The organism is Kitasatospora sp. NPDC088861, assembly GCF_044750105.1.
GTDB lineage: Bacteria > Actinomycetota > Actinomycetes > Streptomycetales > Streptomycetaceae > Kitasatospora.
Genome location: NZ_JBIVJF010000042.1, coordinates 18,614 through 41,023 on the forward strand (window position 1 = coordinate 18,614; position 22,410 = coordinate 41,023).

Below are 22,410 nucleotides of genomic sequence, written 5' to 3' on the forward strand. Positions count from 1 at the left end.
CGGAGGCGGCTGGGGTATGCTTCCGGGCCTTCCGGGTCCCGTGTCGCCTTGGGGCGCATCTGCCCGGTGCATCGGGCGGGGAACGCGGAAAGGTCCGAAGGTGCGTTCCTAACGGGATTCCAGGGCCGACCGGGTGACGTTCCTGAGGAACAGCACCGGCGTCGCCGCTGTGGTTACCGCGAACACCCCGAAGGCCAGCCGCATGCCGCCCAGTTCGGCCAGCAGGCCCACCAGAGCCGCACCGAGCGGCATGGCGCCGAAGCTGAAGAGCCGAGCCGCCGCGTCGTAGCGGCCGAGCATCTCGTCGGGGACCTTGCGCTGGGCGACGGTCCGGGAGTTGACCGTCCAGAGCGTGCCGCCCATACCGCCGAGGAAGGCACCGCCCGCCACTGCCCAGATGTTGGTGGTCAGGGCGGGCAGCGCCACCATCGCGGCGGTGCCGATCAGGTCGGCGAACATCGCCCGGCGAACACCGAGCAGCCGGTTCACCCAGGTCACAGCCATCGTGCCGGCCAGCCCGCCGATGCCGAGGGCGCTGAGCACAATGCCGTACTGCTGCGGTCCGAGTTCCATGGCCTGCTGGGCGTAGAGCGGCATGAGCGCCAGCCAGGCGCCCCAGACGGCGGCGAGCACGCCGACGACCAGCGACAGTGTGCGCAGCACCTCGTCTCGCCAGAGGAAGCGCAGCCCCTCGGCGATCCGGCTGTTGACCGAGACGGGAGCCGCGTCCGGGGCGGGCCCGTCGGCCCGGAAGTGGCCCACCAGCAGGAGCAGGGCCAGGGCAGCGACCGCGTAGGAGGCGCTTATCAGCCCCAGCGCGAGACCCGTCCCGGCGGCCAGCAGCAGCCCGCCGATGAAAGGCCCGGCGAACTCCTGCCCCACGGTCTCGGCCCCCACCATCCAGACGTTGGCGCGCTGCCGGCCCGCAGCCGGCACCGCAGCCGGTACCAGAGCGGAGGCGGAGGTCGAGGCCAGTACGTCGGCGACGCCGAGGATCACCCCGGCGGTGAAGAGCTGGCCGAGCGTGAGGGCACCGGTAACGGCTGAGACGGTGAGCCAGCCCATCGCAGCCAGCCGCATCCCATTTGCGCCCCAGAGCAGCCGCCTCCGGTCGAAGCGGTCGACGATCACGCCGATGTGCAAGGCGACAAGCAGCCAGGGCAGCGTGAGGGTCAACGAGACGGCGGTGACCTGGGCGGGAGAGCTGGTGAGCTGGGCTGCGAGCAGGGGGAGGGCCATCTTCATCACGCCGTCGGCGAGGTTGGTCGCGGCGGTGAAGCCGACCAGGACAGCGGTGTTGCGGCGACCAGGGTCTGGTGGGGCGCAGGGCCCCAGTGTCGACGTGCCGAGGCTTTTGTCGGTCTGCGTTCGTTCAGGCACCGCTGTGACCATGACCATCCCCTAACTACCTAACGCTTTAGCCGGTGAGATCACTTTGACGTACACCCCCGCCATCGCGCAACCGGTAAAACGTTTAGGCGGTAGAGTGGTGGAAACCTGTAGGAGGTGACCCGCAATGCTGGAGCCACCGGCCTCAGCCGTCCTGGTGGAGGCGTTCGCCAACACGGTCGACGTGGAAGAGACACATGATGAGATCGCCACCCCGGCCGGACTGGCCGACTGGCTGAAGGACCGCGGCCTGCTCGACGCACCCTGCGAGATCCCCACTGAAGTGCACGAGAACTATGTGACCCTTCGCGCAGGCATCCGCGAGGAGTTGGGCGCCCATGTCGGCGACACCCCCGACGCGGAACTGCTCGCCGCGGCGGACCGGGTGCTGGCCGAACACCCTGTGCTGGTCACGGTGCGCGGCTCACTGACCCCTGCGGCGGAGCTACCGGCGGAGTGTGGGCCGCTGGCCACGCTGGCGATCGCGTGGAGTGAGCTGGTCACGACCGGGGATGCTGCCCGACTCAAGCGCTGCGCAGAGCACACCTGCGGTTGGGCTTTCTGGGATGTGTCGAAGAACCGCAGCCGCCGCTGGTGCTCGATGAAGGTGTGCGGGAACCGCAACAAGAGCCGGTCCTACGCGTCCCGGCAACGGCAGACGATCTAGCCGTCGGTCGGCCGCGTTCCTGGGGAGTAGGGCATTGTGGTGCACGTTCGTGTGTACCGGGCTGTGCACTTTCACGCGAACGCCGACAGCAGCCTCCTGGTCGGCCGGGAGTCCGGCAGGCACCGGGCCGTAATGGATCTCCGGACCGGGTTTCACGTGGCGAGGCGGTCCGACCAACTGCGGGCACACCGACCGTTCGCCGCAGATACCGCAGATCCAGATCCGCGACGCCTTCTCACCCTGCGGACGTCGATGCCGCCCCGAGCCCGACTCCGTCACATCCCAGGCCATGCCCTGCCCATCGATCCACCCAGCCCACCGGCACGGCCCCGCCGGCGACGGGCCAGCAGGCCACACCGGCAACGGACACAGGGCACAGGCGCAGCAGCGGGCACGGACGGCGGACGGCGGGGAGCAGCCGAGGCCGGCGGACCGGGCAGCGGGCGCAACACGCGCAGCCAGGCCCCTCCCCGCCACATCACACTCGGTCAGAGCTGTGCAGTACAGCTGTGTTCAGGGACGCTCAGTCGTGGATCTCCCAAGCCCTCTGCGGGAACCAGTGGGGGAGGTCGTCGAGCGCCTCCGCGGGGAAGAACACCGGCCGGGTAAGAAGACGGTCGCCCTCCCGTTGGACGTTGACCATCAAGCCGAGGGAGTACGAGCAGGGCACACCCGCGCTCATGTAGGCGAGCTCGTCGTCCGGACGCGTCTCGGCGCGCTCCAGCATCCACCGCTCCAGCACGGACGGCACCCGCCCGACGAGAGCGGTCCCCTCCGCGGTGACCTGCGGGCCACACAGGGCGTCGACCACGATGCCGGACAGCCGTTCGTCCTGGTAGTAGAGCTGGGGCCCGAACTCCCGGAACAGACCCTCACTGACCCTCCAAGTGCTGTCGCCCCGCCCGCCGGTCCACGTGCGGTGCTCGACATCTGCGGTGACACCACTCATCGAGTCCGTCACCTCGTCAGCACTCATACCGAAACGCAACGGTCCCACAGCCGTGAACGGCTCCAGCACCCACTGCTCGCGTTCCTCGTCCGGCCGGACATTCCACCATCCCTTAAACATGATCAACACCCTGCCCGTCCCCACTGACACACAGGGCAGCCGGACCGCTGAACCCCACGAAGGCCATCCACCAAGGCGGCCTGACAGCCACCCAGCAGCCGACCCTGGACTTCTACCTGCCAATGTCCTCGCTCATCAACTGCTGCAGTCGGTCCCTCAGGTCACCCGCACGATCCTTCGCCTCGTCCAACGCGGCCATGTCAAGGGCGTCGAACCCGTCCGCCATGTCGCGGCTCCGGCTCAACTCTCGAAACACCGCGTCCGCGGCGAGCACTACGTCCGCCGGCGCCACAACATGAAGCCGCTGCCGCACCGCCCCCAGACCATGGGCGGTGAACGCCTCCTGCACAGCCTCACCCCGCTCGCCCGGGGGCAAGGCCCGCAACACCTTCAGCAACGCCTGCGCGGCCTCCTCCAGCGCGGTCAGGAACTCGCCGTAGACACGCACCCTCAGCTCTCGCGTCCACCGACGCTCCTCCCACCGCGCCCGACGCAGCTCCGCCAAATGCGTCGCCACGGCCCCCAGACACACACCCACCAACGCGAACACCGGCGCTATCCAACTCCCCATGGCCAAACCGCTACCCAGCCTCCCCGCCCAGCACACGACAAGCGGCCCAGGGCTTCGGCGTAGTTGACGGACGCCCGGTTTGTGGTGATCTGTTGGCTGGTGGGTGCCCTGAAGGCAGGACAGGCACGGCTTCCAAGATCATGGAGTTCTCGACGCCCCGTGACCTGTCTGGAAGACCGTGCCTGCCGACGCAGCATCCCCGATCCCGCCTGCCCTTGACCAGCTACGCGAGCAGTCCGACGCCGCTCCCGGGGAGGTCCCCTGCCTGCTGGAGCGACTGGCCCAGGTACCTGACCCACGCGATCCGCGCGGCTGGAGCCCCGCCATGTAGCTGTCGTGGGTCTCGTCGTAGCACGTGGCCAGGCCCCGCCACGCTCGGATTCCGTGGGAGACCGGTTGCCCGCCCGCGCTGCCGCGCCTCTTTCGGTACGGCCCGTTCAGACAGCGGAAAGGTGCAGCTTGAACGGCGAACCGTTGGAGCTGGGCGTCCAGCCGTTCGACCGCGCGGCCCGAATACCTGCGGCGACTTCGCGCGGTAGGACGACCTCAGCCGGCACCATGTTCGGTTCGAGCACGGCCGGCCGACCGGTCTCCACGACGAGCGTCGTTCCGGGACAGGCCGCGTCCTCCACCATGTAACCCAAGGTGATGCCGTCGTAGTCGCAGCACGGTTTCCTGCTCACTCGCCAGCGGTACTCGACGCCGTCGACGACAATCCGGCGGGAACCCTTCTTCGCCAGTGCCACTCTTTGCCCTTCGGCCTTCGACTGCTCGTATATGTCTGTCGCCGCCAGTCTCCCTGTACGGCACACGCGTGTCACCGGGTTTGGCCCAGAGCTTCGGCGCAGTCGCTTGGCATCTGCTTTGTGATCACGCAAGGCCGAGGAGCGCGAGGGGCCGGCGTGCGTCGCGCGCGTTGCGGCGGAGGCCGGCCGCAATGTTCCTGACGCCGCTCAGCCGCAGGGCTCCAACAGCGAGGTTGCGCCAGGTCGCCATGGCGCGGGGAGCGTTCCCGGTTCGCAGTTGGGAGGCGTCCTCGGCGAAGGTCGTGTCGCGGACGTGGTGCAGGGCCTCAATCTTCCAGTGGCCCCGGATCAGTTGCGCGAGCTGGGCGGGAGTGGCCTGTTCGGCGGTCAGGCTGGTGACCGCATAGATGGTCGCGATGGTGGTCTTGCCGGTTTTGCGGTCGGTGCGGCGGCGCTTGACCTGGACCGCCTGGCAGGCACCGGGGAAGAGCAGGTTGTTGACGGTGGCGACCTTAATCCGGCGGATCTCGGAACGGCCGTGTCCGATTCCCCGGGTGCGTCCCTGGAGCGGAATGTCCTTCCAGGGAAGGGATTTGAGCTGTCTGCGCAACTTCTTCTGGTTGTCCTTGACGATCGCGATGTAGTGGGCCCGGCGGCCGAGGAGGTAGGCGGCGTGCTCGCGCTGGGTGTGCAGTGCGTCGCTGGTGACCACCATTCCGGCGAGGTCCGCGACGCTGTCCAGCAGCGGCTGGAAGCGGGTGGTCTCGCCGGTCTTCTCGCCGACGTCGAGCTGGGCCAGGACCAGGCCGTTGGTGTGCTCCACCGCAGCGAGCAGGTGGATCTTCCGGCCGTCGGCCCTGGCCGCGCCGCGCAGGCTCTTGCCGTCCACAGACAGTGCGCGCAGCCCGGAGTTCGTTGGTCGGCGGTCGGCGAGCCAGCCACCTACCGCCCGGTCCAGGGCGTCGCCGTCGATGCGGGTCAGCAGCCGGCGGACCGTCGCCTCGGCCGGGACCAGCCGCCTGGGCAGCAGCGGGTCGGGGTGCACGCCGAGGTGTTCCAGCACGTACGGCGGCGCGTCCGTGATCCACTCGCCGACCGCCAGCAGCGAGGTCGCCCCGGCCAATACCGCGCATGCCGTCAGGGTGAGGACGACGGCCAGCGTGTACCGCACACCGCGCGGATCGCGTGGGTCAGGTACCTGGGCCAGTCGCTCCAGCAGGCAGGGGACCTCCCCGGGAGCGGCGTCGGACTGCTCGCGTAGCTGGTCAAGGGCAGGCGGGATCGGAGATGCTGCGTCGGCAGGCACGGTCTTCCAGACAGGTCACGGGGCGTCGAGAACTCCATGATCTTGGAAGCCGTGCCTGTCCTGCCTTCAGGGCACCCACCAGCCAACAGATCACCACAAACCGGGCGTCCGTCAACTACACCGAAGCCCTGGTGCGGGACCGAGTTGACCGAGATCGTCGAGTCCTTGCCGATTCTCTGAACTTATTGCCGAGCCTTGCTCGTGGCCACGATGTCGATGGCGACTCGAAGCGGTGTCTCCGCATTCCCAAGTAGTGCCCGGGTGATTGCAATCGCCTGGATGATGCTCATTCCGCGCTCGGCTAGGAGGGTCTGGACAGCCTCCATTCCGTCACTCTCAAGGACTGGCCGGGACTGTTCGACCAGCGCTGCCCAGCGTGCGGCCTCCTCGGGGCCTAGCCCGATGACGTGGTCAAACACGACTTCTTCCTTCCCGTGATGGGCAGATGGGTTGCTCACGTCTCGTCAGAGCCCAGTGCTGCGCTCAGAACCTGCACGGCGTCAGCGTATTGAAGGCGGTCGAACTGAAACGGGCCGGACCCCGAATAGTCGCGTGTCTTGCGGTGAGGTTGTTCGAAGGAGTCCCAGGTCACGTGGTCAGGAGTCACTGTGATGCTGGCCATCAGCGGCCAGCATCCCCACTCACCGCATTCACAGCCGAGCACGGGAGTCTTCGGCCCCGTCGCTCCGTTGGATCGTCCATGGAAATGGTCTTCCATCGAGCCGAACTGGAAGAACTGCGGGATAAGGCCCCCATAGGCGTCTCCCGATGGTTGCATCTCAGCGTCCGTCTCGAACTGGTCGATCAAGTCGGTGAGCGGTGTTCCGTCGATGTACGGGACGACTTCAAGCACGCTGCGATACGCGTGGCCTCGGCAGTCGAAGAGGATTTCCTGGTTGGTCATATGCTGATTGTTGCAGCTCGTGCCTTCCTTGTTCCTCCTGATTATGGTGGGCAGCTTCAGGGGATTGAGGGGCGGTGTCCACCAGGTTGAGATCGTCCCTGGTCAGCGAAGGAGCTCGGCGTTGCTGGCGGTCCGCTTCAGCCGGTCCAGGAGCAGTTCCGTGGCCTGCTGGCCGTTGAGGCCGCCCAGGGCCCGGCGCAAGGCCCACGCCGCGGGCGTGCGGGCGGGGCCGAGAAGGAGTTCCTCGCGGCGGGTGCCGGAGGCCTTGACGTCGACTGCCGGGAAGAGGCGCTTGTCGGCGAGGCGGCGGTCGAGGCGGAGCTCCATGTTGCCGGTGCTCTTGAACTCCTCGAAGATCAGGTCGTCCATGCGGGAGCCGGTGTCGACGAGGGCGGTGGCCAGGATGGTCAGCGAGCCGCCGTTCTCGATGTTTCGTGCCGCGCCGAAGAGCCTCTTCGGGTGCTGGAGTGCCGAGGCGTCGAGGCCGCCCGAGAGGGTCCGTCCGTGAGCGGGTGCGGTGGCGTTGTAGGCACGGGCGAGGCGGGTGATGGAGTCGAGCAGCACAACGACGTCGTGGCCGAGTTCGACGAGGCGCTTGGCGCGTTCGACTGCGAGTTCGGCGACGGCGATGTGTTCACGGGCGGGCCGGTCGAAGGTGGAAGCGATGACCTCGCCCTTGACCGCGCGCCGCATGTCGGTGACCTCCTCCGGACGCTCGTCGACCAGGACGACCATCAGGTGCGCCTCGGGGTGGTTGCGGGCGATCGCCGCCGCGACCGTCTGGAGGACGATCGTCTTGCCGGCCTTCGGCGGCGCCACGATCAGACCGCGCTGGCCCTTCCCGATCGGGGCCACCAGGTCGATGACGCGGCCGGTCAGCTGCTGCTGGTCGGTCTCCAGACACAGTTGCTCCTGCGGGTACAGCGGCGTCAGTTCATGGAAGGCGGGCCGGGATTGGGACCTGTCGATGGGGTCGCCGTTGACCGTGTCGATGCGGGCCAGCGGCGTCTGGGCGGCACCGCCCGAACGCGGGCGGGTCGCGCCGGTCAGGACGTCGCCGGGCCGCAGGCCCAGTGCGCGCACCTGGCCGGCGGGCAGGTGAACATCGCTGGACCCGGGGAGGTAGCCGGAGGCGCGCAGGACGGCGCTCCCCTCGCGGATGTCCAGCACACCGGCGACTGGGAGGAGGTCGCTTTCCACGGTGGTGGCCGGCTGCGCCGGCCGGTTGGAGCGGCTGCGCGTTCGCGGCGACGGCAGTGCGGACCGGCCGCCGCGGCTTTCGGCGTCCGCGGGCCGGGGACCGGCCGTCGGCATCGGCGGCCGGCCGGTGGAGCGCTTGGCGGTGATCGCCTCAACGAGTTCGCCCTTACGTAGGCGGGCGGCGCGCGGAATGCCCAGGGCGCAGGCGAGTTGGTGGAGATCTGTCTTCATCAGGCCGTCCAGCGGCCTGGTGGTCGACGGTTCGGTGGTGGTCGTCACGATGAGGTACTCCTGTGGTGTCGAAGGGTATGGCGGCGCCCGGCGGGCCCGGCGTGAGTGGCACGCAGCGGTGGGCGGCTCGGCCGGCCGGGTGCGGGGAGCGGGGAGCGGGAACATGGTTCAGCTGCAGCGCTCGGCATGGGCGTGGGCGCGGCAGCGTTCTCACGGCCCTGCATGGCCGCGGCGGGTGGGAGTCGGTTGCCTGCCGGTGAGGGTTCGCCGGGACACTGCCGGGCAGGGCGCTCTCAGGTGTTGCCGTCGTGCCAGGCACGGAGCAGGAGGAGGGCGGTGGTTTTCCGGTGTCCGGGCCTGCCACGGTGGGGTGCTCCGGTGTGCGGTGGCGCCTGGTTCCCGCACCCTGAGGGTGGGCGTCCAGTATCGCTGTCGCGCATTTTAGCACCTCGCGGCCTGGGCAGCCAGGCGGCGTGCTGTTGGCACCGTTGGCTGTCCAGGCGGATCCGCAGGTGAGGGTTGGTGCTGTTGGGCCAGCGGCGACGACGGTAGGCCGGGTAGTCGGCGATCGCCTCGGCGGTGTAGTCGTCCAGCGGCCGGTCGAATCCGTCCGGGTCGAGGCGGCGGCCGGCCAGGTCGACCTCGTCCAGTTGGAGCGCACGGATGCGCCGGGCGGGCAGTGCGTGGACGCCCGCGAGGGCGACGACCACGCGCAGGGCGGGATCCTGCCGGGCAGCGAGGGCGACGGCGTCGACTTCCTGATCGGAGAACGGAATCGGCACCGCGGCGTGGTTCTTGCCGGTTGTCACCCCTCGCATCGGGTTGGCGAAGACGAGCCGTTCCTTCTTCAGCACGTTGAACAGGCTCCGCAGGGCACTGGCCTCGTGCACCCGGTTAGGGCGGTCGGTTAGGGCGGTCGGCCAGCCAATTGGCGACGTCGTCACGGGTGACCTGACGCAGTGTCGTGTAGGTCGACGTCCGCTCGCGCAGGAACCGCCGGACCAGCCTCATCTGGGTAACGACCGTGGGCTGGGAGCGAGGGAGCCAGCGCCGGGTGCCGTTGCGCGAAACCGCGACCCAGGCGTCGACCTCGGCCCGTATCCCGGGCAGAAAGGAAGTCCAGACGCGCGTCGCACCAGGTCTGCACGGCGTCGGGCCGGTCGTCCAGCAGCACGTCCAGGTCCTCGAAGACCTCCAGGACGTGGTTGGAGGGGATCGCATTGTGGGTGAGTTGGGCGATCGTGGACGCTCGGATCGGCTCACCGATCTCGTGAACCACGCAGAGGATGCGGATGCCCCTGCGGACGGAGCCGAGCGTGCGCGGAGGCCAGCCTCTCAGCTCCGCGATCCGTGCGGCGTGCGCTTCCAGGACGGCGGACAGTTCCGGATCCAAGAGCGGTGCCAGGCTGGACTCCGCGCAGGTCACGGACCATCTCGAACAGCGGCAGCTGCCTCCAACGCGACCGCACGTAGTGCAGCCGCCGGTCCGGTGGCCCGTCCACGGTGTTCTGCGGACGAGGGCCGCCCCACGGTGGGGTGGCGGCCAGCTCTTCCATGTCGCCGGATCGCCGTACGCGGTGCTGCGCCCCATCCCGTGTCCGTGTCTGCGCTGCGTGTTCGCGATTCCTGGAGGCGTTTCCGCGTGGGTTTGCGGGCCGGTGTGCCCCCGGGAAGGGGCGGGGGGCGTGGGTTCCCGGAAGAAGGGCAGGGCAGTGCATGGGGATTGACCAATCGTTGAGGGCGCCCGTGAGGGCGCGAGGGGCGGGACCGGGCCGTGGAGCGCTCGTTCGCTCCGGAGGGAGATCGGCTGCGGGGCGGAGTTCGTGGCGGATGGGCTGGTTCGGGTGATGTGGCGCCGGGGCTGGTCGATCGCGCCCAACGGCCGCGGCCTGTACGGTCTTCGGTGCTGCGCCAGCAAGGTCATCTCTGCCACACATTTCCCGGGGGGACTCATGAGGCTTCGCCGGCCCGAGTGCACGAGGCTTCGGCGGCCCGAGCGGTCGGATCGCTCGAACAGCACGCCGGTCGTCGTAACGTGTCTGCTGACGCTGGATGTCGTCCTGTTCGCCGCTGTCGTTTCGGCCGCGCTTGGGCACGGATTCTGCGCGGCCCTCGGCGGGCCTCAATGCGGCACCCGTGCTGCTGTCCATCGGCTGGTCATCGCGTTCGCGGCGACATCGGTCACCGGCGGCCTGTGCCTTTGGTGGCGGCGCCCGGCCTCCGCAGCCTTCCAACTCATCCTGGCCCTCCTGTACGGTTTATCGGCCGTCAATACCCACTAACGAGGGCGCTGGTTCGTACCGGCGGAGCCGAGGGGCTCGACGCGGGTGAACTACTGGTCCGAGCGCCTCGTGAAACTCGAACGCTGGGCATCCCGGACCGTCGCATCGCGTGACGGTCACGAGGAACGGGCGATGCTGCACCGCTACGAGGTCTGGCACCACCTACGACGCCTCCGGGGCCGCCTCGGCACCGGCCACGCCACCCGCCTGCAGATAGCCAACGTCTGCAGCCACATCACCGCCGCAGTCAACTTCCTGGACTGGCTGGCTGGCTGGCAGAGGTCTGACCCTCGCCACCTGCACCCAGTCTGACCTGGACCAGTGGAAAGCAGGCGAGGACCTCAGCTACCGCGACCAGACCGGCCACTTCATCCGCTGGGCGACCAAGAACCGGCTGGCGAAGGGGCTGACCTTCAGCGCCGAGCGCTGGCAGGGCCCGGTCGGCCCCCCACGACTCCGAGGGCCGGTGGGACGACGCCCGCACGCTCCTCCACGACGCCACGCTGACCACGGCCGACCGGGTCGCCGGACTACTCCTACTCTTCTACGCCCAACGGCTCAGCACGATCAGCAGCCTCACCGTCGATCAGGTCACAGAGGCGAACGACCGGGTTTCGATCCAGATGGGAACCTCCCCGACCATCCTGCCCGAACCACTCGCCGCACTCGTCCTCGACCTGATCGCAACACGTCGCCCCTACACAGTGATCGGACACGCCAACCAGACGCCTTGGCTGTTTCCAGGTCAACGCCCAGGCCAACACATCAGCGCCGACCGACTCGGCCTACGGCTGATCGCCGTCGGAATCCAACCAGGCCAGGCCCGGTCCACCGCCCTGTTCGCCCTCGCCGAAGAGGTCCCGGCCGCGATCCTGGCCCGCATGCTCGGCATCCACATCCAAGTCGCCGTCCAGTGGCAGAAAGCGTCCGCCGGAGACTGGGCCGCCTACGCCGCCGACGTCAGCCGCCGTATCCCGGAGAACCGATGAAGCTCCCCATCACCATCCACCAAGTCGCTGCCGCCCGCTCGTTGGTGTCCTGTCAGCGGGGTCTGGCATAGTCCCGGCCATGGAGACCGACGAGTTCTGGACCATCATCGAGACGGCGCGCGCGGCGACGGATACAAGCCCTTCGACGAGGCGTTGACCGACGTCCTGGCCGAACTGCCGTTGGAGCGCATCCTCGACTATGACGAGCGCTTCCACGCGGTCCACGAATCCGTCTACCGCTGGGACGTGTGGGCAGCCTCCTACCTGATCGGCGGCTGGTTCTCCGACGACGGCTTCATCGACTTCCGCGCGGGCCTCATCAGCCTCGGCCGGGAGTGGTTCGAGCGGGTGGCGGCCGCGCCGGACTCCCTCGCCGACCACCTGGTCGACAGCTCCGGCTCCGTCGACGACCTGGAGGAGGCGCTCCTCCAGGAGGATGCCAACTACGCGGCGCTGGGAGCCTATGACCGGGTCACCGGAGTCAAGGACAGCTACTACGACGCGCAGGAGGCCCGGGCGGCCTCGCGGCCGAAGCGCGAGGACATCGAGCCTGACATGGGCGAGAAGTGGGATTTCGAAGACGACGGCGAGATGCGGCGGCGGCTGCCCCGGCTCGCGGCGCTCTGCCTCGAAAAGGATGACGATGACGAGGAGGGCGACGAGGACTGACGGCAGCCGCCTTGGCTTGTAGCGAGAGGTTCCCGAGATCAGCAGGCCCCGGCCGACAGCACGAACCGCCCCGTGGCCTCGTCCTTCCCGAACGGACGAGGCCGCGACGACAGCCCCCACCGACAGCGGCCCGTACAGATGCGGGAGAAGCCGCAAAGACTGAAAGGCAACACAGTGGCATTGGCCAAGAAGGGTTCCCGCCGCATCGTCGTCGACGGCGTCGAGTACCGCTGGCGGGTGAGCAGGCAACACTTGTGCTGCGACTACGAAGGCAGCACCTTGGGCTACGTGGCGGAGGACGCGACCCGCCCCGGAACGACGCTCGTCGTGGAAACCGGACGGCCGGCCGTCCTCAACCCGGACATGGTGCCGGCTGAGGTCGTCCTGCCGCGGGAAGTCGCCGCAGGCATTCGGGCCGCGCGGTCGAAAGGCTGGACGCCCAACTCCAACGGTTCGCCGTTCAAGCTGCACCTGTTTGCTGCTTGACCGGGCCGTTGCAGTTGCGCCCGTTTCGGTCGTGTCATGCGGCTGTGGCCAGGGAGCGTCCGCCCCAGCGGATGCCCTTCTCACTGCGCACGCGGGCTCGCTCCGCGCGTTGGGCGGCCAGGACGTCGGGGTGGCGGTTGTTGGCGTTGCGCCAACGGAGGTAGGCCTGGCGTTTTCGGGCCAGCACGGTGTGGTTGGGGTGGCCCGAATCGCCCATCGATTACGCCCGCAGGCGCCGCATCGACTACGACCAGCTCCTCATCGCCACCGACTGGAAACAGATCTGCCGCCGCACCGGGGCCCCACTCGGCCGTGAGCACCGCCACCAGGTCGCCCGCAACCTGCTCTTCCAACGGATCAGCGGCATGCCAGCGCATCTCTCCCCGGCCGCCTACACCATCACGGACACTCCAAGACGCACATATCTGAACGAGTTCACGGCCAGCCTCACCCCCGCCCTCGCCGACGCACTGGACAACGCCGCCCAGGCATTCCTTGACGATCAAGGAATCCGGGACGAGCCGGTCACCTGGCATCCACCCACCTCGCTCATGGACGGCCTCGACCTGCCCGGCCCTGATCCCGCCGCAGTGGACATCGAGCTGATGCACGAACTGGTCATGGCGGCGCAGAGCAACATCAGCACCATCGCCGAGCAGCTCGCCACCTCCGTCGAAGTCCTTCGGCACCTTCTTCAGCGGCATCCACCATCGCCTCCACCGCTGACCGCTCACCAGTTCCGAGCACGCGGACGAGCCATCGCCGCAGCCCAAGCCGCACTCTCCCGAGAAGAGTTGACACGTCTCTACTGCGACGAACGGCGAAGCCTCGGCGAGATCGCTGAGGGCTTCGGACTCAACCGCATCACCCTGACCCGGCTCGCGAACGAGTACGCCATCCCCCTTCGCCGACTCCGGACAGCCCGCACGGTCATCGATCGCACCTGGCTCTACGACCAGTACGTCCACCACCAGCGCAGCCTCGCCGACCTCGCGCAGGAGAAGGCCATGAGCCCCGCGAACATGCGACGTTGGGCGAAGATCCTCGGCGTCCCGCTCCGATCACGCGGAGGAAGCCGACCCGAATCGGCCATCGACTGATTGCGGTCGAGCTGGCAAGTCACCTCTTCGAGTCGTCCAGGCGATGAAAGGCCCCTTCGAACTCTCCTGACGCAAGCAACTCGGCGATCACACTCACCATGCCTCGGATGCCGGGATCTCTAACGATCAGTCCGTCCGAGCTCCAGAAGCGTCGACCACCTGCCGCTTCTCCCGTCTCCTCCCACCTCTTCATCAACCGGTCGACCTCAGCCATCGTGAAGATCGTCGCGCTCCAGCGCGAGCCATCGGGGAGGTGGACCTCAGCATCGACGTTGCAGACCTCGTCGAGCACCTCATCAGGGCTCGGGAGAAACAGCGCCTCGAATCCTTCGGCCCGGGCACGGTAATAGGGGCCGTCCCATCCGGCCTCGGCCTGCAGATTGCCCGTCGTTGTGGTCACAGCAGGAGCATCCCAGTACTCCGGATGACCATCCAACAGGAATTCGACGCCGCAGCAGTTGGAGAGCAAAGCACCGCCATTATGGGCTCGTGAACACATGGATGCGCTGCTACTGGGGCGAGGAAGATGTCTGGTTCTACTTCGAGGTGGACGCCGAAGGCTGGGTGACCCGGCAGGTCGAACTCCAAGGGCCGGAGCTGACCCCGATCGCAGCAGCCTCCCTCGACGAATGGCAGCAGGCCCACGACGCAGGCCGCCTCGATGAGTACGACGGCAGGTTCGGGATCACAGCCGAGCTGCCCGTCTCAGAATGGGAAGGCCACGACCCCGAGCAACTCACCGCCGAGGAGTTCGAGGAAGTCTGGGGTCCTGCCCGTCGGCAGATTGCATCCCGGCCCTGCTGACCTCTCGGCCCTGCGGAGGCTTCCTGGCATCATCTCGGCATGACCCCGACCCTTCCCCGCACCGTCCGAGCCGTCGACACCGCTCAGCTCCTGGACCTGGCCCAGGAGGCCGCCATGCACGGCTTCAGCCAGCGGCTCCCGGTCGACTGGCTTCAAGAGCACCTCGCCGCAGAGGCGACGCACTACCTGTTCCCTACGCTCATACAGCGGCTGAGGCACCGTCCCGAGGTGCCGCTGCAGTGGAGGTGTCAGCAACTGCTGACCGTCAGGACCGGCGAACAGATCTGGGGTCTGCTCGACGTCCTTCCCGAGACCTTCGACAAGCTTCCGGAGACCTTGGACACGGCGTCCAAGAAGGACATCGTCAGCCGCATCGAGCGAGCAGTGACCCAGCGCGAGTGGGTGGAACGGATGGCTGCTGATCCAGACCCTGAGGAAATGCCACTGAACTGAGATACGAGCACCCGGACATGGGCTGAGACAGCCCAGGAACTCCCTGGTCAGGGCTGTGCTCTATGACACGAGCCGCGAGATCCTACAGGGGCCCACACCGACCCACCAGCCCCACCCGGCCTGCTCGCCCAAAGCCATCCGCGCCGTCCGGGCCTGGCTCGACCCCTGGATCACCCTCCAACGCTGCTGGCGCGCCCGGACCAACGCACCCCCACCACCCGAACTCCAAGCCCTCATCGACGCCGTCGCCACCGGCCGCCCACTTGATCTCTACTCCCCGGTATAACAAACCACCGGTAGTTCGAGCATCGTCTCTCTCTTCCCCGTCGGACCGGTCGGCCTCAGCCCTTGAGGTCCGTCTCCTTGCCATCGCGCGTCACGGCGACACCGCGGGGCACCTCCACCCGGAACTTGGCGTCGCAGTTGGCCAGTCCGGTGCACTGCGCCTGGAGTTCGAGGGTTCCCTCCTCCAGCGTCCAGATCTCCTTGGCGTCACCGACCTTGGCCTTGTCGAACCAGCGGGTGACCTTGACGTCCTTGCGGTCGGCCGGGACGAGGTCGGTGGGGATGCCGTGCGCCTTCACGTTCAGGGACTTGCCGCTGAACTCGAAGGCCTTGTCCTCGGGCGCGGCGTCCGAGGCCTTGGCGCAGCCCGTCAACGGGATGAGGGCGGCCACGGCGAGAGCGAGCAGGGCGGGTGTCGCCTTCGGGCGAGAAATCACCGGTACCTCCGGGAGTCTGGGATCGGGCACGGTGGAGATCCTCGCCGATCCGCGGCCGCCTGCCATCTGCCGTTCGGCAGATATTCGCGCCGGACGCGGGCGGTCTCCGAGCCGTCGGGACCGGTCAGCCCCGGCCCGTCCGGTCGGGTCGCAGCGGCAGTTCCCCGCGGACGCGCCAGCCGCGGGCGTGCGGGCCGGTGGACAGGTCGCCGCCGAGGGCGCCGATCCGCTCGGACAAGCCGGCCAGGCCGGTGCCACCGCCGCCGGGGCGGCGGGCCAGCAGGCCGCCGGGGCCGCCCTGCCGTCCGCTGTCGGTGACGGTGACCCGCAGGGCGGGGCCCGGGACGCGAACCACCTCCACCTCCAGCCGGGCCGCGCTCGGGGCGTGCCGGCGGACGTTGGTCAGCGCCTCCAGGACGACGCGGTAGGCCGCGTCCTGGATCTCGCGCGGGGCGGCTCCCTCCAGGCCCGGCTCCAGTTCGAGGGAGCCGCCGGTCGTGCCGGACGCCAGGAAGCGCTCGACCAGCTCCGGGAGGTCGGCGAGGCCGTGGACCTTGGTCGGCGGAGGTTCGGCGAGCGTGGGTGCCTCCGGGTCGCGCAGCGTCTGCAGGGTGTGGTCCATCGAGTCCAGCGCCCGCAGGCCGGCCGCCTCCAGGCGGGACAGGAGCTCTCTGCTCTGTTCTTCGTCGTAGGCGCTGACCTGGGCGGCCTGGACCTCCAGCAGGATCCCGGTCAGCTCGTGGGCGACGAAGTCGTGGAGATCCCTGCCCACGTCGAGCCGCTGCTCCCGGCGGGCGCGCTGGACGGCGCGGGCCCGCTGGTCGTCCTGGACCCGCAGGTAGAGCCCGACGCCGACGGCGCAGGCCACCGGGAACGTCGCGATGGCGACGGCGACCACCGACGGCGCGAGGACCGTCTGCGGCAGCCGGAGGGTGAAGCGCAGCGGGAGGGCCATCAGGGCGAGTGCCAACGCCGAACCGACCAGGGCAGCTTGGCGGACCGGCGCCCGCCGGATCACCTGCCAGGTCAGCACCAGCATGGCCGCGAATTCGACCGGGAGCCACGGCAGCACCAACCCCCGCGGTCCGGGATAGACGGCGTCCGTGACGAGCGAGAGCCCCGCGACCAGGCCGGCCGCCAGGACCGGGGCGACCGGACCCAGCGGCCGGCGCAGGATCGTGGTCGCCATCGCCGCGACGGCGACGACGACCACGATCCACGCACTCGGTGGGGCGATCACCGCCGGAGCCGCGATCAGTGCCGTCGCCGTCGCACACACCGTGCGGCGGCGATGCGCATCAGGCATCAGTTCGGTCTGCACGGGCTGAGCCTACGCACGGCAGGGGAACGGTGCGCCCCCCCCGACAGATGACCGATCGTCAGGCATCTGTCGTTCGGCAGATCTTTTCGGCACGACCGGACAGCATAGTTGAGCACGATGCGCCGCCCGGCCATCTCCCCGGCGGCGAGAGAGGCCGTGAGCAGGCCCATCGGGATCACCGTGGCCGCGCTGAGCCGGTACAGGTACGGCAGTTGCTGCCCGATCACGTAGCCGACCACGAGCAGCGGCACCGCCACGAGCGGTCGCATCCAGTCGATCCAGCGGCCCGTCAGCACGATCCGCGCCAGCAGCATCCCGAGCAGGCACTCCGCCAGGCGGGTGAGCGGGAAGAAGTACACCACCCAGTACTGGTCGATCGACACCCCGAAGAGCGGCATGGGGCGGTCGTCCGCGACGAAGTTCTGCGCCACCACCGGCACCAGGACGGTGACCAGCACGCAGGCTCCGGCCCAGAGCCAGAGCAGACCCGGCCGGATCCGCTCGATCAGCCGGTACAGCAGCGGGAAGAGCGCGTAGACGGCCAGGTCCGCCGAGAGCGACCAGGTGACGGTGTTGCCGACGTCGAAGTACGAGGGGTCGGGCACCCACGCCTGGAGCAGCAGGGCCTGGGCGCCGAGTCCTGACCAGTCGGTCAGGTCGCCGTAGTGGCCGATCAGCAGGATCACCGCCACCAGGGCGACCCAGTGGCTGGGGAGGATTCTGAACAGCCGCCGGCGCCAGAATCTGCCGACGCCGTCGGCCGGGCGGTACGACCAGGTCAACACGAATCCGCTGAGGACGAAGAAGTACGACACCGCGACGTGCCCGGAGGTGCCGAGGGCGTTCAGGTAGTCCCAGTCCGTCCGGGCGTTGTCGAAGATTCCCTCCAACGAACTGTGGAAGAGGAAGACCGGAATCATCGCGAGGAATCGCAGACCGGTCAGTGAGTCCAATCGGGTTCGGTTTGTTCGATCGTGCATGGGGGTGCCTTTCGCCGTTTCGGTGCCGCATGTGCACCGGACCGGCCACCCTGATCCGCGATGACTTCGGCACTCGACGTGCGAAGGAACACCTCACTCGGCCAATCGACCGGTCGCGTATCCCATCTCGAAGGCGCGCACGGCGATTCCGACCCTGTTCTTGACGCCCAGCTTGCGCTGAATGCTCGCCACGTGGGTCTTCACCGTGCCCGCCGAGATGAACAGTTCCCCGGCGATGTCGGAGTTCGTCTTCCCCTCGGCCACCTTCCCCGCGATCTCCGTCTCCCGCCCGGTCAGCGACTCGGCCATGGCCGGGCCGCCCGGACGGACGCCGGTGACGTGCTTGAGCAGCCGGACCGTGATGGAGGGGCTGATCAGGCTGTCGCCCGCCACCGCGGCCCGGACCGCCTCGACCAGCAAGGTCGGGCCCGAGCGCTTGAGCAGAAATCCGGAGGCGCCGTGGCGCAGCGCCGGGTACACGTATTCGTCCAGATCGAAGGTGGTGACGACGACCACCTTGATCGGAGGCGTCGCCGAGGGGCCGGCGATCAGGCGGACCACCTCCAGGCCGTCCATGCGTGGCATCCGGATGTCCACCAGCGCCACGTCCGGCTGGAGCCGGCGCGCCGCTTCGACTGCGGCGACGCCGTCCGCTGCTTCGCCGACCACCTCCATGTCCGGTTGGTTCTCAAGGATCCGTCGCATTCCGCGGCGGACCATCTCCTGGTCGTCTGCGAGCAGTAATCGAATGGTCACAGCCAGGAATTCTGTCATAGCGGCGGACCGGGGTGCTCCGGTCCGCCGGGTGGCAGCACATCGTCGTGTCGAACCACGTCCCCGAGCTGCCCGCCATCCTCCACGCCCTCGGCGTCACCCCGAGGCTGACGGCCACCATCAACTCGGCCGCCACCGGCCACGAGAAGCCCCACCCGGAGACATTCCGCCTCGCCCGGCTGGCGTCCGGCCCCGGCCCGCTGTGGATGGTCGGCGACAACCCCCACGCGGACATCGCCGGAGCCCAAGCCGCCGGCATCAACGCCATCTGGGTCCAGCGCCCCAGCCCCCGCGCCATACCGGACCTGCCCGCCGCGGCTCGCCTCGTCCTCGAACACCATGGCGAAGACCGGGGACTGCGCTGGGAAATCCCGCCCGCCCCAGCCGAACGTCCCCGCGTCACCCGCCCGATCGGCTGGTCTCCCACCGTCTGCAACGCAGACGCCCGGCCAGCGCCCCGGACCAGGCGCGCGAAAGCCGGGCATGCACCAGACCAACCCCGCACCGGCCCAGGCCGAGTGCCTCACCGCGTTCGCCCGCCTGCGCGCCGGATCCCCCCAGGACGCGTTCGAGATCGGCGAAGGCTGCAACTTCTACCCGCCCTCGCCCGATCTCGGACGCCACCTCGGCGTGCTGCTGCACAACCTCGCCGCCCGCAGCAGCCTGTCCCGCTACTCCGATCCCTTCAACGGAGGAGCCAAGGCGGCCTTCGCCGAACTCACCTCGGCCCGGCTCGGAATTCCTCTGACCCGCCAGGACATCACCTTCGTCCAGGGCGGCACCGAAGCCGTCAGCCTGACCATCGGTCACCTCGCGGCCACCGGCCACAGCCTCACCCTGCCGATCCCGAACTACTACGGCTTCGACCAGTCCGCGGCCCACTGGGGCACACCCGTCGCGGCCTACTACCGCCACGACGGCGCCGTCCACCTCAACGGCGCCCAGCCCGACCGCCCGAGTGCCCTCGTCGAAGTCCTGCCGAACGGCGTCACCGGAACGCTCTTCACCCGACCGAACGGCTGCCCGGACTTCACCCTCCTCGATCCCGTGTTCCAACTCGGCGCCCACCACGAGCCCATCGTCCTGGAGGCCGCGATCCAGGCCCGGATGCAGGAACTCGCCCTCACCCACAGCGCGGTCATCATGACCGCCTCGAAGGACCTCGCGATGCCGGGCCTGCGCGGCGCCGCGATCATCACCCGCAACCGCGCACTGCAGCAGCACCTGGCCTGCCCAACCTTCCCGACACCGCCGTGACCCACCAGGTACACGCCCACCTGGACGCCATGGCCCAGCGCTTCCGCAGCAACAGCGAGCTGCTCACCGGACCGGCCAGCCCGCTCGCCTTCACCGACGGCCTGGTCCCCATCGCCGGGTACTCCGCGTTCCCGCAACTGCACCTCCAGAACGCGGACTTCCTGGACTGGGTCCACCGGTGCGCCGTGAACGGGCTACGCCTGAACCCCACGGTCCTCCACGCCGGCACCGCCGCCGCCTGGAGGGCTCTTCACCCCGGCCGGTACCTGCGAGTCAACCTGTCCGAGTCCGCGGCACGAACGGCGACGGGACTGCAACGGCTGCACACCGAGCTGGAGCGTGCGAGGCAGTGAAGACCCCAACCGAGCAGGCGGCACCAGCCCTTTCCTTCAAGGCACCTGGAGGTGGAACATGATGATCACGCTCGTGTTGGTGCCGTACGTCAGAACCGGTTGGGAGGTCCTCGCACACGCCGCAGCGGATGCACCGGGACATGGCGCTGCACGGAGTCGGCGGCACGGACACCACTACGCGCGTGGTCTTCGCCGCCGCGTACCTGTTCGTTCTGCTGGTGTGGCCGGTCAACCTCTGCCACTGGATTCGACACCAGCGCGTGATCGGCCGACCGGACTGACCAAGGGGCAAGGGGCACGCGAAGCCAGAGGGGAACACGGATCACGCAGGGCGGGATCCTCGCCGGCCTGAGTGCTGGGCCGACCGAGCCCCGGGGATGGGCCGATGTGTGGGCTCTCACGCCCGGGAGCCGAAGGCTGTCCATCAACTCGCCGTTCCAACACGAGAGTTTCCCTGAAGTGATGACAAGGATACGGACACGCCCACGGGCGGGCGCGGTCCCGCGCACGCCGCCTCCTTCACCCAAGGGACGATTGTCCGGTGGGATCGCGGTCGCGTTCCGATCGCGGATCTCATCTGTCGGGGCTTCCACACTTGGCTTCCTGGCATTACGTCAGGTCTTCACGACGGTCCTGGCCGCGCGCCCTGGACGGCGCGCCCATCGCCTCGATCACCGACACGCTGCGCGGAGCTCTGCTCGACCTGGCCGCCCATCTCGACCCGCGCGGCTGCGGAACCGACGCCAACGGCGCTGTCGTCAGCGTGTTGCGCCTGATCGTCGCCGCGGCCTACAACACTGCCGAACCCGGCGAAGAGGCGGGGCTCCTGTACGTCACACCAGCCATCGTCGGACTCAAGGGACGGCCGGTATGGCTGGAGCGCCGACGGGCCGGCGGGCCGATCACGACCAGGTTTCCCGCCGATCGCTGCTGACCGGCATCCTGTCCCAGAGGAGGGCCTGGTGCATACCATTGTCCAGGTGCCGCTCGGAGATCACCAGTGGACGAGGGTAGGAAGGCCTGCAGCGCAGGTCAGTCAGAGCCGGGAAGCAGCGCGAGGAGAGCGGTGGTCCCGGGCCGCCGCCCGCAGGATCTCGGCCTGGCGAGGACGACGCCGCCCTATCGGACCCGGTGCCTCTCCTCGCCGGTGGCCTTCGGCGCCCGGCCCCACATCCACGCGCCCCCGGCGAGGACGGCCAGCACTCCCAGCACTCCCAGCACTCCCATGCCAGCGGTCCAGCCCACCCGCTCCAGGACCGCGACGATCAACCCCGCCAGCCCTTCCCCACCGGGGTTCTCCCCCGGGGCCGGTGGCTCACCGTCCGCCAGCAGGCCGAACACCGCGCCGTGCGCTACCTGACTACCTGTCATCTGCATCTCCATCCCCTGGGGAGCCCCGCCCGGCAGACCGCCTCACAGCCTGCCGGGCGCTCCCCCGTGTGTGACCACTCCGCACGGAGCGTCAAGTGTGCGTGCTGACGTGGACAACTGCCGCCTACCGCGTTTCAGTTCCGCCACTGGTCAGGACAGGTGAAGCCAGGGCGATACCGTCGTCTTGGCCACCGGGCCGACTTCCGGCACCTCAACACCCTGGGCATCGTCGGACACTGGACCGGGCGGTCAAACTTCGGCGAGACAACCACCGCTCAGTCAAACTTCGCTGAGACGGGTCAGCGTACGACGCTTCCCGTCGAGGTGTCGTACGCGGTGTGATGGCCGACCGACAGAATCCGCTGACCTGCAGTGGCTGCAAGCGTATCCGCTTCGGTTCCCGTCCGGCCGAAGATCGTTTCCCGTTGGGCAATCGGTGTGGGATTGGTGTGAGTTTGCCAGGCGGGGAACTGCCCGTGCCGGACAGCGACAGTCAGGCGGGTCCGTGCTTCGCACGCATCTCCTCCGGCGAAAGGCGTGATCATCGCGGCTAGTAGGGCTTGGTCAGGTTTGTGCGGTAGTGGCGTGTCTGTTGGTGGGTTGTGTCGTTGGTGGTGTGTGACACCTGAGGAGATGGCCGGGGTCCGGGAGGACCTGGCGGCGTTCACGGCGGAGATGTTCGAGGCGTTTACGCGCGCGGATCAGCATCGCTGGGGGCAGGCGTATGTGCGGGGACTGCTGTTGGACGGGCGGCGCAAGTCGGTGG

Annotated in this window: 28 protein-coding genes and 4 pseudogenes; 15 read left to right on the forward strand and 17 right to left on the reverse strand. The window is 68.8% G+C overall.

Annotated elements, in window-relative coordinates:
- Positions 1 to 108 precede the first annotated feature (108 nt).
- The gene (locus ACIP37_RS35575; protein ID WP_400812578.1) at positions 109 to 1,392 is read right to left on the reverse strand and encodes an MFS transporter; all 1,284 of its coding nucleotides are present in this window, start codon (positions 1,390 to 1,392) and stop codon (positions 109 to 111) included.
- A gap of 124 nt (positions 1,393 to 1,516) precedes the next feature.
- On the opposite strand from ACIP37_RS35575, the gene ACIP37_RS35580 reads away from it, so the two are divergent.
- A complete protein-coding gene (locus tag ACIP37_RS35580) occupies positions 1,517 to 2,056 on the forward strand; it encodes a CGNR zinc finger domain-containing protein (RefSeq protein WP_363586107.1) in 540 nt (179 codons plus the stop codon).
- A gap of 523 nt (positions 2,057 to 2,579) precedes the next feature.
- Here the strand turns inward: ACIP37_RS35580 and ACIP37_RS35585 are convergent.
- From ACIP37_RS35585 to ACIP37_RS35625, 9 genes and pseudogenes are all read right to left on the reverse strand, one after another.
- Positions 2,580 to 3,032, reverse strand: coding sequence for a hypothetical protein (locus ACIP37_RS35585; protein ID WP_363586106.1), 453 nt, complete (start codon positions 3,030 to 3,032; stop codon positions 2,580 to 2,582).
- Positions 3,033 to 3,237: 205 nt separating this feature from the next.
- The gene (locus ACIP37_RS35590; RefSeq protein ID WP_400812454.1) at positions 3,238 to 3,675 is read right to left on the reverse strand and encodes a hypothetical protein; all 438 of its coding nucleotides are present in this window, start codon (positions 3,673 to 3,675) and stop codon (positions 3,238 to 3,240) included.
- 458 nt (positions 3,676 to 4,133) lie between these two features.
- Complete coding sequence (locus tag ACIP37_RS35595) at positions 4,134 to 4,442, reverse strand: hypothetical protein (protein WP_363586104.1); 309 nt, start codon at positions 4,440 to 4,442, stop codon at positions 4,134 to 4,136.
- Between the two features lie 283 nt (positions 4,443 to 4,725).
- Positions 4,726 to 5,748 (reverse strand): annotated as a pseudogene (locus ACIP37_RS35600) (ISAs1 family transposase); the annotation flags it as partial.
- A 182-nt stretch (positions 5,749 to 5,930) separates the two neighbouring features.
- Entirely contained in the window at positions 5,931 to 6,167 is a 237-nt protein-coding gene (locus tag ACIP37_RS35605; RefSeq protein WP_363586101.1) for a hypothetical protein, read from the reverse strand.
- Positions 6,168 to 6,202: 35 nt separating this feature from the next.
- Positions 6,203 to 6,652: a hypothetical protein gene (locus ACIP37_RS35610; RefSeq protein ID WP_363586100.1), complete on the reverse strand. Its 450-nt coding sequence runs from the start codon at positions 6,650 to 6,652 to the stop codon at positions 6,203 to 6,205.
- A gap of 102 nt (positions 6,653 to 6,754) precedes the next feature.
- A pseudogene (gene rho, locus ACIP37_RS35615) lies at positions 6,755 to 8,038 on the reverse strand (transcription termination factor Rho); the annotation flags it as partial.
- Positions 8,039 to 8,376: 338 nt separating this feature from the next.
- Positions 8,377 to 8,973, reverse strand: a complete 597-nt coding sequence (locus tag ACIP37_RS35620; protein ID WP_363633613.1) for a hypothetical protein — start codon at positions 8,971 to 8,973, stop codon at positions 8,377 to 8,379.
- Positions 8,974 to 9,023: 50 nt separating this feature from the next.
- A complete protein-coding gene (locus tag ACIP37_RS35625) occupies positions 9,024 to 9,476 on the reverse strand; it encodes a hypothetical protein (protein ID WP_363633615.1) in 453 nt (150 codons plus the stop codon).
- Positions 9,477 to 10,410: 934 nt separating this feature from the next.
- Here ACIP37_RS35625 and ACIP37_RS35630 point away from each other — a divergent pair.
- The 4 genes from ACIP37_RS35630 to ACIP37_RS35645 all read left to right on the forward strand — a co-directional run bounded on the left by ACIP37_RS35630 (position 10,411) and on the right by ACIP37_RS35645 (position 12,509).
- A complete protein-coding gene (locus tag ACIP37_RS35630) occupies positions 10,411 to 10,677 on the forward strand; it encodes a hypothetical protein (RefSeq protein WP_363633616.1) in 267 nt (88 codons plus the stop codon).
- A gap of 311 nt (positions 10,678 to 10,988) precedes the next feature.
- Positions 10,989 to 11,354 (forward strand): hypothetical protein, encoded by a 366-nt coding sequence (locus ACIP37_RS35635; RefSeq protein ID WP_363633618.1) that lies wholly within the window; start codon positions 10,989 to 10,991, stop codon positions 11,352 to 11,354.
- A 153-nt stretch (positions 11,355 to 11,507) separates the two neighbouring features.
- Entirely contained in the window at positions 11,508 to 12,023 is a 516-nt protein-coding gene (locus ACIP37_RS35640) for a DUF4240 domain-containing protein (protein WP_400812446.1), read from the forward strand.
- A gap of 72 nt (positions 12,024 to 12,095) precedes the next feature.
- Entirely contained in the window at positions 12,096 to 12,509 is a 414-nt protein-coding gene (locus tag ACIP37_RS35645; RefSeq protein WP_363633622.1) for a hypothetical protein, read from the forward strand.
- 34 nt (positions 12,510 to 12,543) lie between these two features.
- On the opposite strand, the pseudogene ACIP37_RS35650 reads toward ACIP37_RS35645, so the two are convergent.
- A pseudogene (locus ACIP37_RS35650) lies at positions 12,544 to 12,717 on the reverse strand (IS630 family transposase); the annotation flags it as partial.
- On the opposite strand from ACIP37_RS35650, the gene ACIP37_RS35655 reads away from it, so the two are divergent.
- Positions 12,704 to 13,609 carry a hypothetical protein gene (locus ACIP37_RS35655; protein ID WP_400812442.1) on the forward strand — a complete coding sequence of 302 codons (906 nt, stop codon included), beginning with the start codon at positions 12,704 to 12,706 and terminating at the stop codon, positions 13,607 to 13,609. The pseudogene ACIP37_RS35650 and the gene ACIP37_RS35655 sit on opposite strands and share 14 nt — an antisense overlap.
- A 19-nt stretch (positions 13,610 to 13,628) precedes the next feature.
- Here ACIP37_RS35655 and ACIP37_RS35660 read toward each other — a convergent pair whose 3' ends face one another.
- Positions 13,629 to 14,009 carry a hypothetical protein gene (locus ACIP37_RS35660; protein ID WP_400812440.1) on the reverse strand — a complete coding sequence of 127 codons (381 nt, stop codon included), beginning with the start codon at positions 14,007 to 14,009 and terminating at the stop codon, positions 13,629 to 13,631.
- Between the two features lie 101 nt (positions 14,010 to 14,110).
- Between ACIP37_RS35660 and ACIP37_RS35665 the strand changes: the two genes are divergently transcribed.
- From ACIP37_RS35665 to ACIP37_RS35675, 3 genes are read left to right on the forward strand one after another with little or no spacing between them, the layout of a single operon-like run.
- On the forward strand, positions 14,111 to 14,413 hold the full coding sequence (locus ACIP37_RS35665) for a hypothetical protein (protein ID WP_400812458.1): 303 nt from the start codon (positions 14,111 to 14,113) through the stop codon (positions 14,411 to 14,413).
- A 39-nt stretch (positions 14,414 to 14,452) separates the two neighbouring features.
- The gene (locus ACIP37_RS35670; protein ID WP_400812438.1) at positions 14,453 to 14,866 is read left to right on the forward strand and encodes a hypothetical protein; all 414 of its coding nucleotides are present in this window, start codon (positions 14,453 to 14,455) and stop codon (positions 14,864 to 14,866) included.
- A gap of 55 nt (positions 14,867 to 14,921) precedes the next feature.
- Positions 14,922 to 15,152, forward strand: coding sequence for a hypothetical protein (locus ACIP37_RS35675; RefSeq protein ID WP_400812436.1), 231 nt, complete (start codon positions 14,922 to 14,924; stop codon positions 15,150 to 15,152).
- A gap of 55 nt (positions 15,153 to 15,207) precedes the next feature.
- On the opposite strand, the gene ACIP37_RS35680 is transcribed toward ACIP37_RS35675, so the two are convergent.
- From ACIP37_RS35680 to ACIP37_RS35695, 4 genes are all read right to left on the reverse strand, one after another.
- On the reverse strand, positions 15,208 to 15,588 hold the full coding sequence (locus ACIP37_RS35680) for a hypothetical protein (protein WP_400812434.1): 381 nt from the start codon (positions 15,586 to 15,588) through the stop codon (positions 15,208 to 15,210).
- Positions 15,589 to 15,712: 124 nt separating this feature from the next.
- The gene (locus ACIP37_RS35685) at positions 15,713 to 16,894 is read right to left on the reverse strand and encodes a sensor histidine kinase (protein ID WP_400845215.1); all 1,182 of its coding nucleotides are present in this window, start codon (positions 16,892 to 16,894) and stop codon (positions 15,713 to 15,715) included.
- Positions 16,894 to 17,862: an acyltransferase family protein gene (locus ACIP37_RS35690; protein ID WP_400845218.1), complete on the reverse strand. Its 969-nt coding sequence runs from the start codon at positions 17,860 to 17,862 to the stop codon at positions 16,894 to 16,896. Before ACIP37_RS35690 ends, ACIP37_RS35685 begins: the two co-directional genes overlap by 1 nt.
- 120 nt (positions 17,863 to 17,982) lie before the next feature.
- Positions 17,983 to 18,645 carry a response regulator gene (locus ACIP37_RS35695; RefSeq protein ID WP_400845221.1) on the reverse strand — a complete coding sequence of 221 codons (663 nt, stop codon included), beginning with the start codon at positions 18,643 to 18,645 and terminating at the stop codon, positions 17,983 to 17,985.
- Between the two features lie 32 nt (positions 18,646 to 18,677).
- Here ACIP37_RS35695 and ACIP37_RS35700 point away from each other — a divergent pair.
- From ACIP37_RS35700 to ACIP37_RS35720, 5 genes and pseudogenes are all read left to right on the forward strand, one after another.
- Positions 18,678 to 18,929 (forward strand): annotated as a pseudogene (locus ACIP37_RS35700) (HAD family hydrolase); the annotation flags it as partial.
- A 217-nt stretch (positions 18,930 to 19,146) separates the two neighbouring features.
- Positions 19,147 to 19,920 carry an aminotransferase class I/II-fold pyridoxal phosphate-dependent enzyme gene (locus tag ACIP37_RS35705; RefSeq protein WP_400845224.1) on the forward strand — a complete coding sequence of 258 codons (774 nt, stop codon included), beginning with the start codon at positions 19,147 to 19,149 and terminating at the stop codon, positions 19,918 to 19,920.
- On the forward strand, positions 19,917 to 20,273 hold the full coding sequence (locus ACIP37_RS35710) for a hypothetical protein (protein ID WP_400812424.1): 357 nt from the start codon (positions 19,917 to 19,919) through the stop codon (positions 20,271 to 20,273). The genes ACIP37_RS35705 and ACIP37_RS35710 overlap by 4 nt, the downstream gene beginning before the upstream one ends.
- A gap of 140 nt (positions 20,274 to 20,413) precedes the next feature.
- The gene (locus tag ACIP37_RS35715; RefSeq protein ID WP_400812422.1) at positions 20,414 to 20,554 is read left to right on the forward strand and encodes a hypothetical protein; all 141 of its coding nucleotides are present in this window, start codon (positions 20,414 to 20,416) and stop codon (positions 20,552 to 20,554) included.
- A 314-nt stretch (positions 20,555 to 20,868) separates the two neighbouring features.
- Entirely contained in the window at positions 20,869 to 21,207 is a 339-nt protein-coding gene (locus ACIP37_RS35720; RefSeq protein WP_400812420.1) for a hypothetical protein, read from the forward strand.
- A 185-nt stretch (positions 21,208 to 21,392) separates the two neighbouring features.
- Here the strand turns inward: ACIP37_RS35720 and ACIP37_RS35725 are convergent, their stop codons facing one another.
- Positions 21,393 to 21,644, reverse strand: coding sequence for a hypothetical protein (locus ACIP37_RS35725; RefSeq protein WP_400812418.1), 252 nt, complete (start codon positions 21,642 to 21,644; stop codon positions 21,393 to 21,395).
- Between the two features lie 675 nt (positions 21,645 to 22,319).
- Between ACIP37_RS35725 and ACIP37_RS35730 the strand changes: the two genes are divergently transcribed.
- Positions 22,320 to 22,410 (forward strand): transposase (locus tag ACIP37_RS35730; protein WP_400845226.1); only part of this gene is annotated, 91 nt, incomplete at its 3' end.

Bases quoted from the DNA above. Each gene is read 5' to 3' on its own strand.
- ACIP37_RS35725 (WP_400812418.1), bottom strand. From the start codon at position 21,644: ATGACAGGTAGTCAGGTAGCGCACGGCGCGGTGTTCGGCCTGCTGGCG.
- ACIP37_RS35635 (WP_363633618.1), top strand. From the start codon at position 10,989: ATGGGAACCTCCCCGACCATCCTGCCCGAACCACTCGCCGCACTCGTC.
- ACIP37_RS35670 (WP_400812438.1), top strand. From the start codon at position 14,453: ATGACCCCGACCCTTCCCCGCACCGTCCGAGCCGTCGACACCGCTCAG.
- ACIP37_RS35575 (WP_400812578.1), bottom strand. From the start codon at position 1,392: ATGGTCACAGCGGTGCCTGAACGAACGCAGACCGACAAAAGCCTCGGC.
- ACIP37_RS35585 (WP_363586106.1), bottom strand. From the start codon at position 3,032: ATGAGTGCTGACGAGGTGACGGACTCGATGAGTGGTGTCACCGCAGAT.
- ACIP37_RS35665 (WP_400812458.1), top strand. From the start codon at position 14,111: ATGCGCTGCTACTGGGGCGAGGAAGATGTCTGGTTCTACTTCGAGGTG.
- ACIP37_RS35705 (WP_400845224.1), top strand. From the start codon at position 19,147: ATGCACCAGACCAACCCCGCACCGGCCCAGGCCGAGTGCCTCACCGCG.
- ACIP37_RS35610 (WP_363586100.1), bottom strand. From the start codon at position 6,652: ATGACCAACCAGGAAATCCTCTTCGACTGCCGAGGCCACGCGTATCGC.
- ACIP37_RS35685 (WP_400845215.1), bottom strand. From the start codon at position 16,894: ATGCCTGATGCGCATCGCCGCCGCACGGTGTGTGCGACGGCGACGGCA.
- ACIP37_RS35580 (WP_363586107.1), top strand. From the start codon at position 1,517: ATGCTGGAGCCACCGGCCTCAGCCGTCCTGGTGGAGGCGTTCGCCAAC.
- ACIP37_RS35715 (WP_400812422.1), top strand. From the start codon at position 20,414: ATGGCGCTGCACGGAGTCGGCGGCACGGACACCACTACGCGCGTGGTC.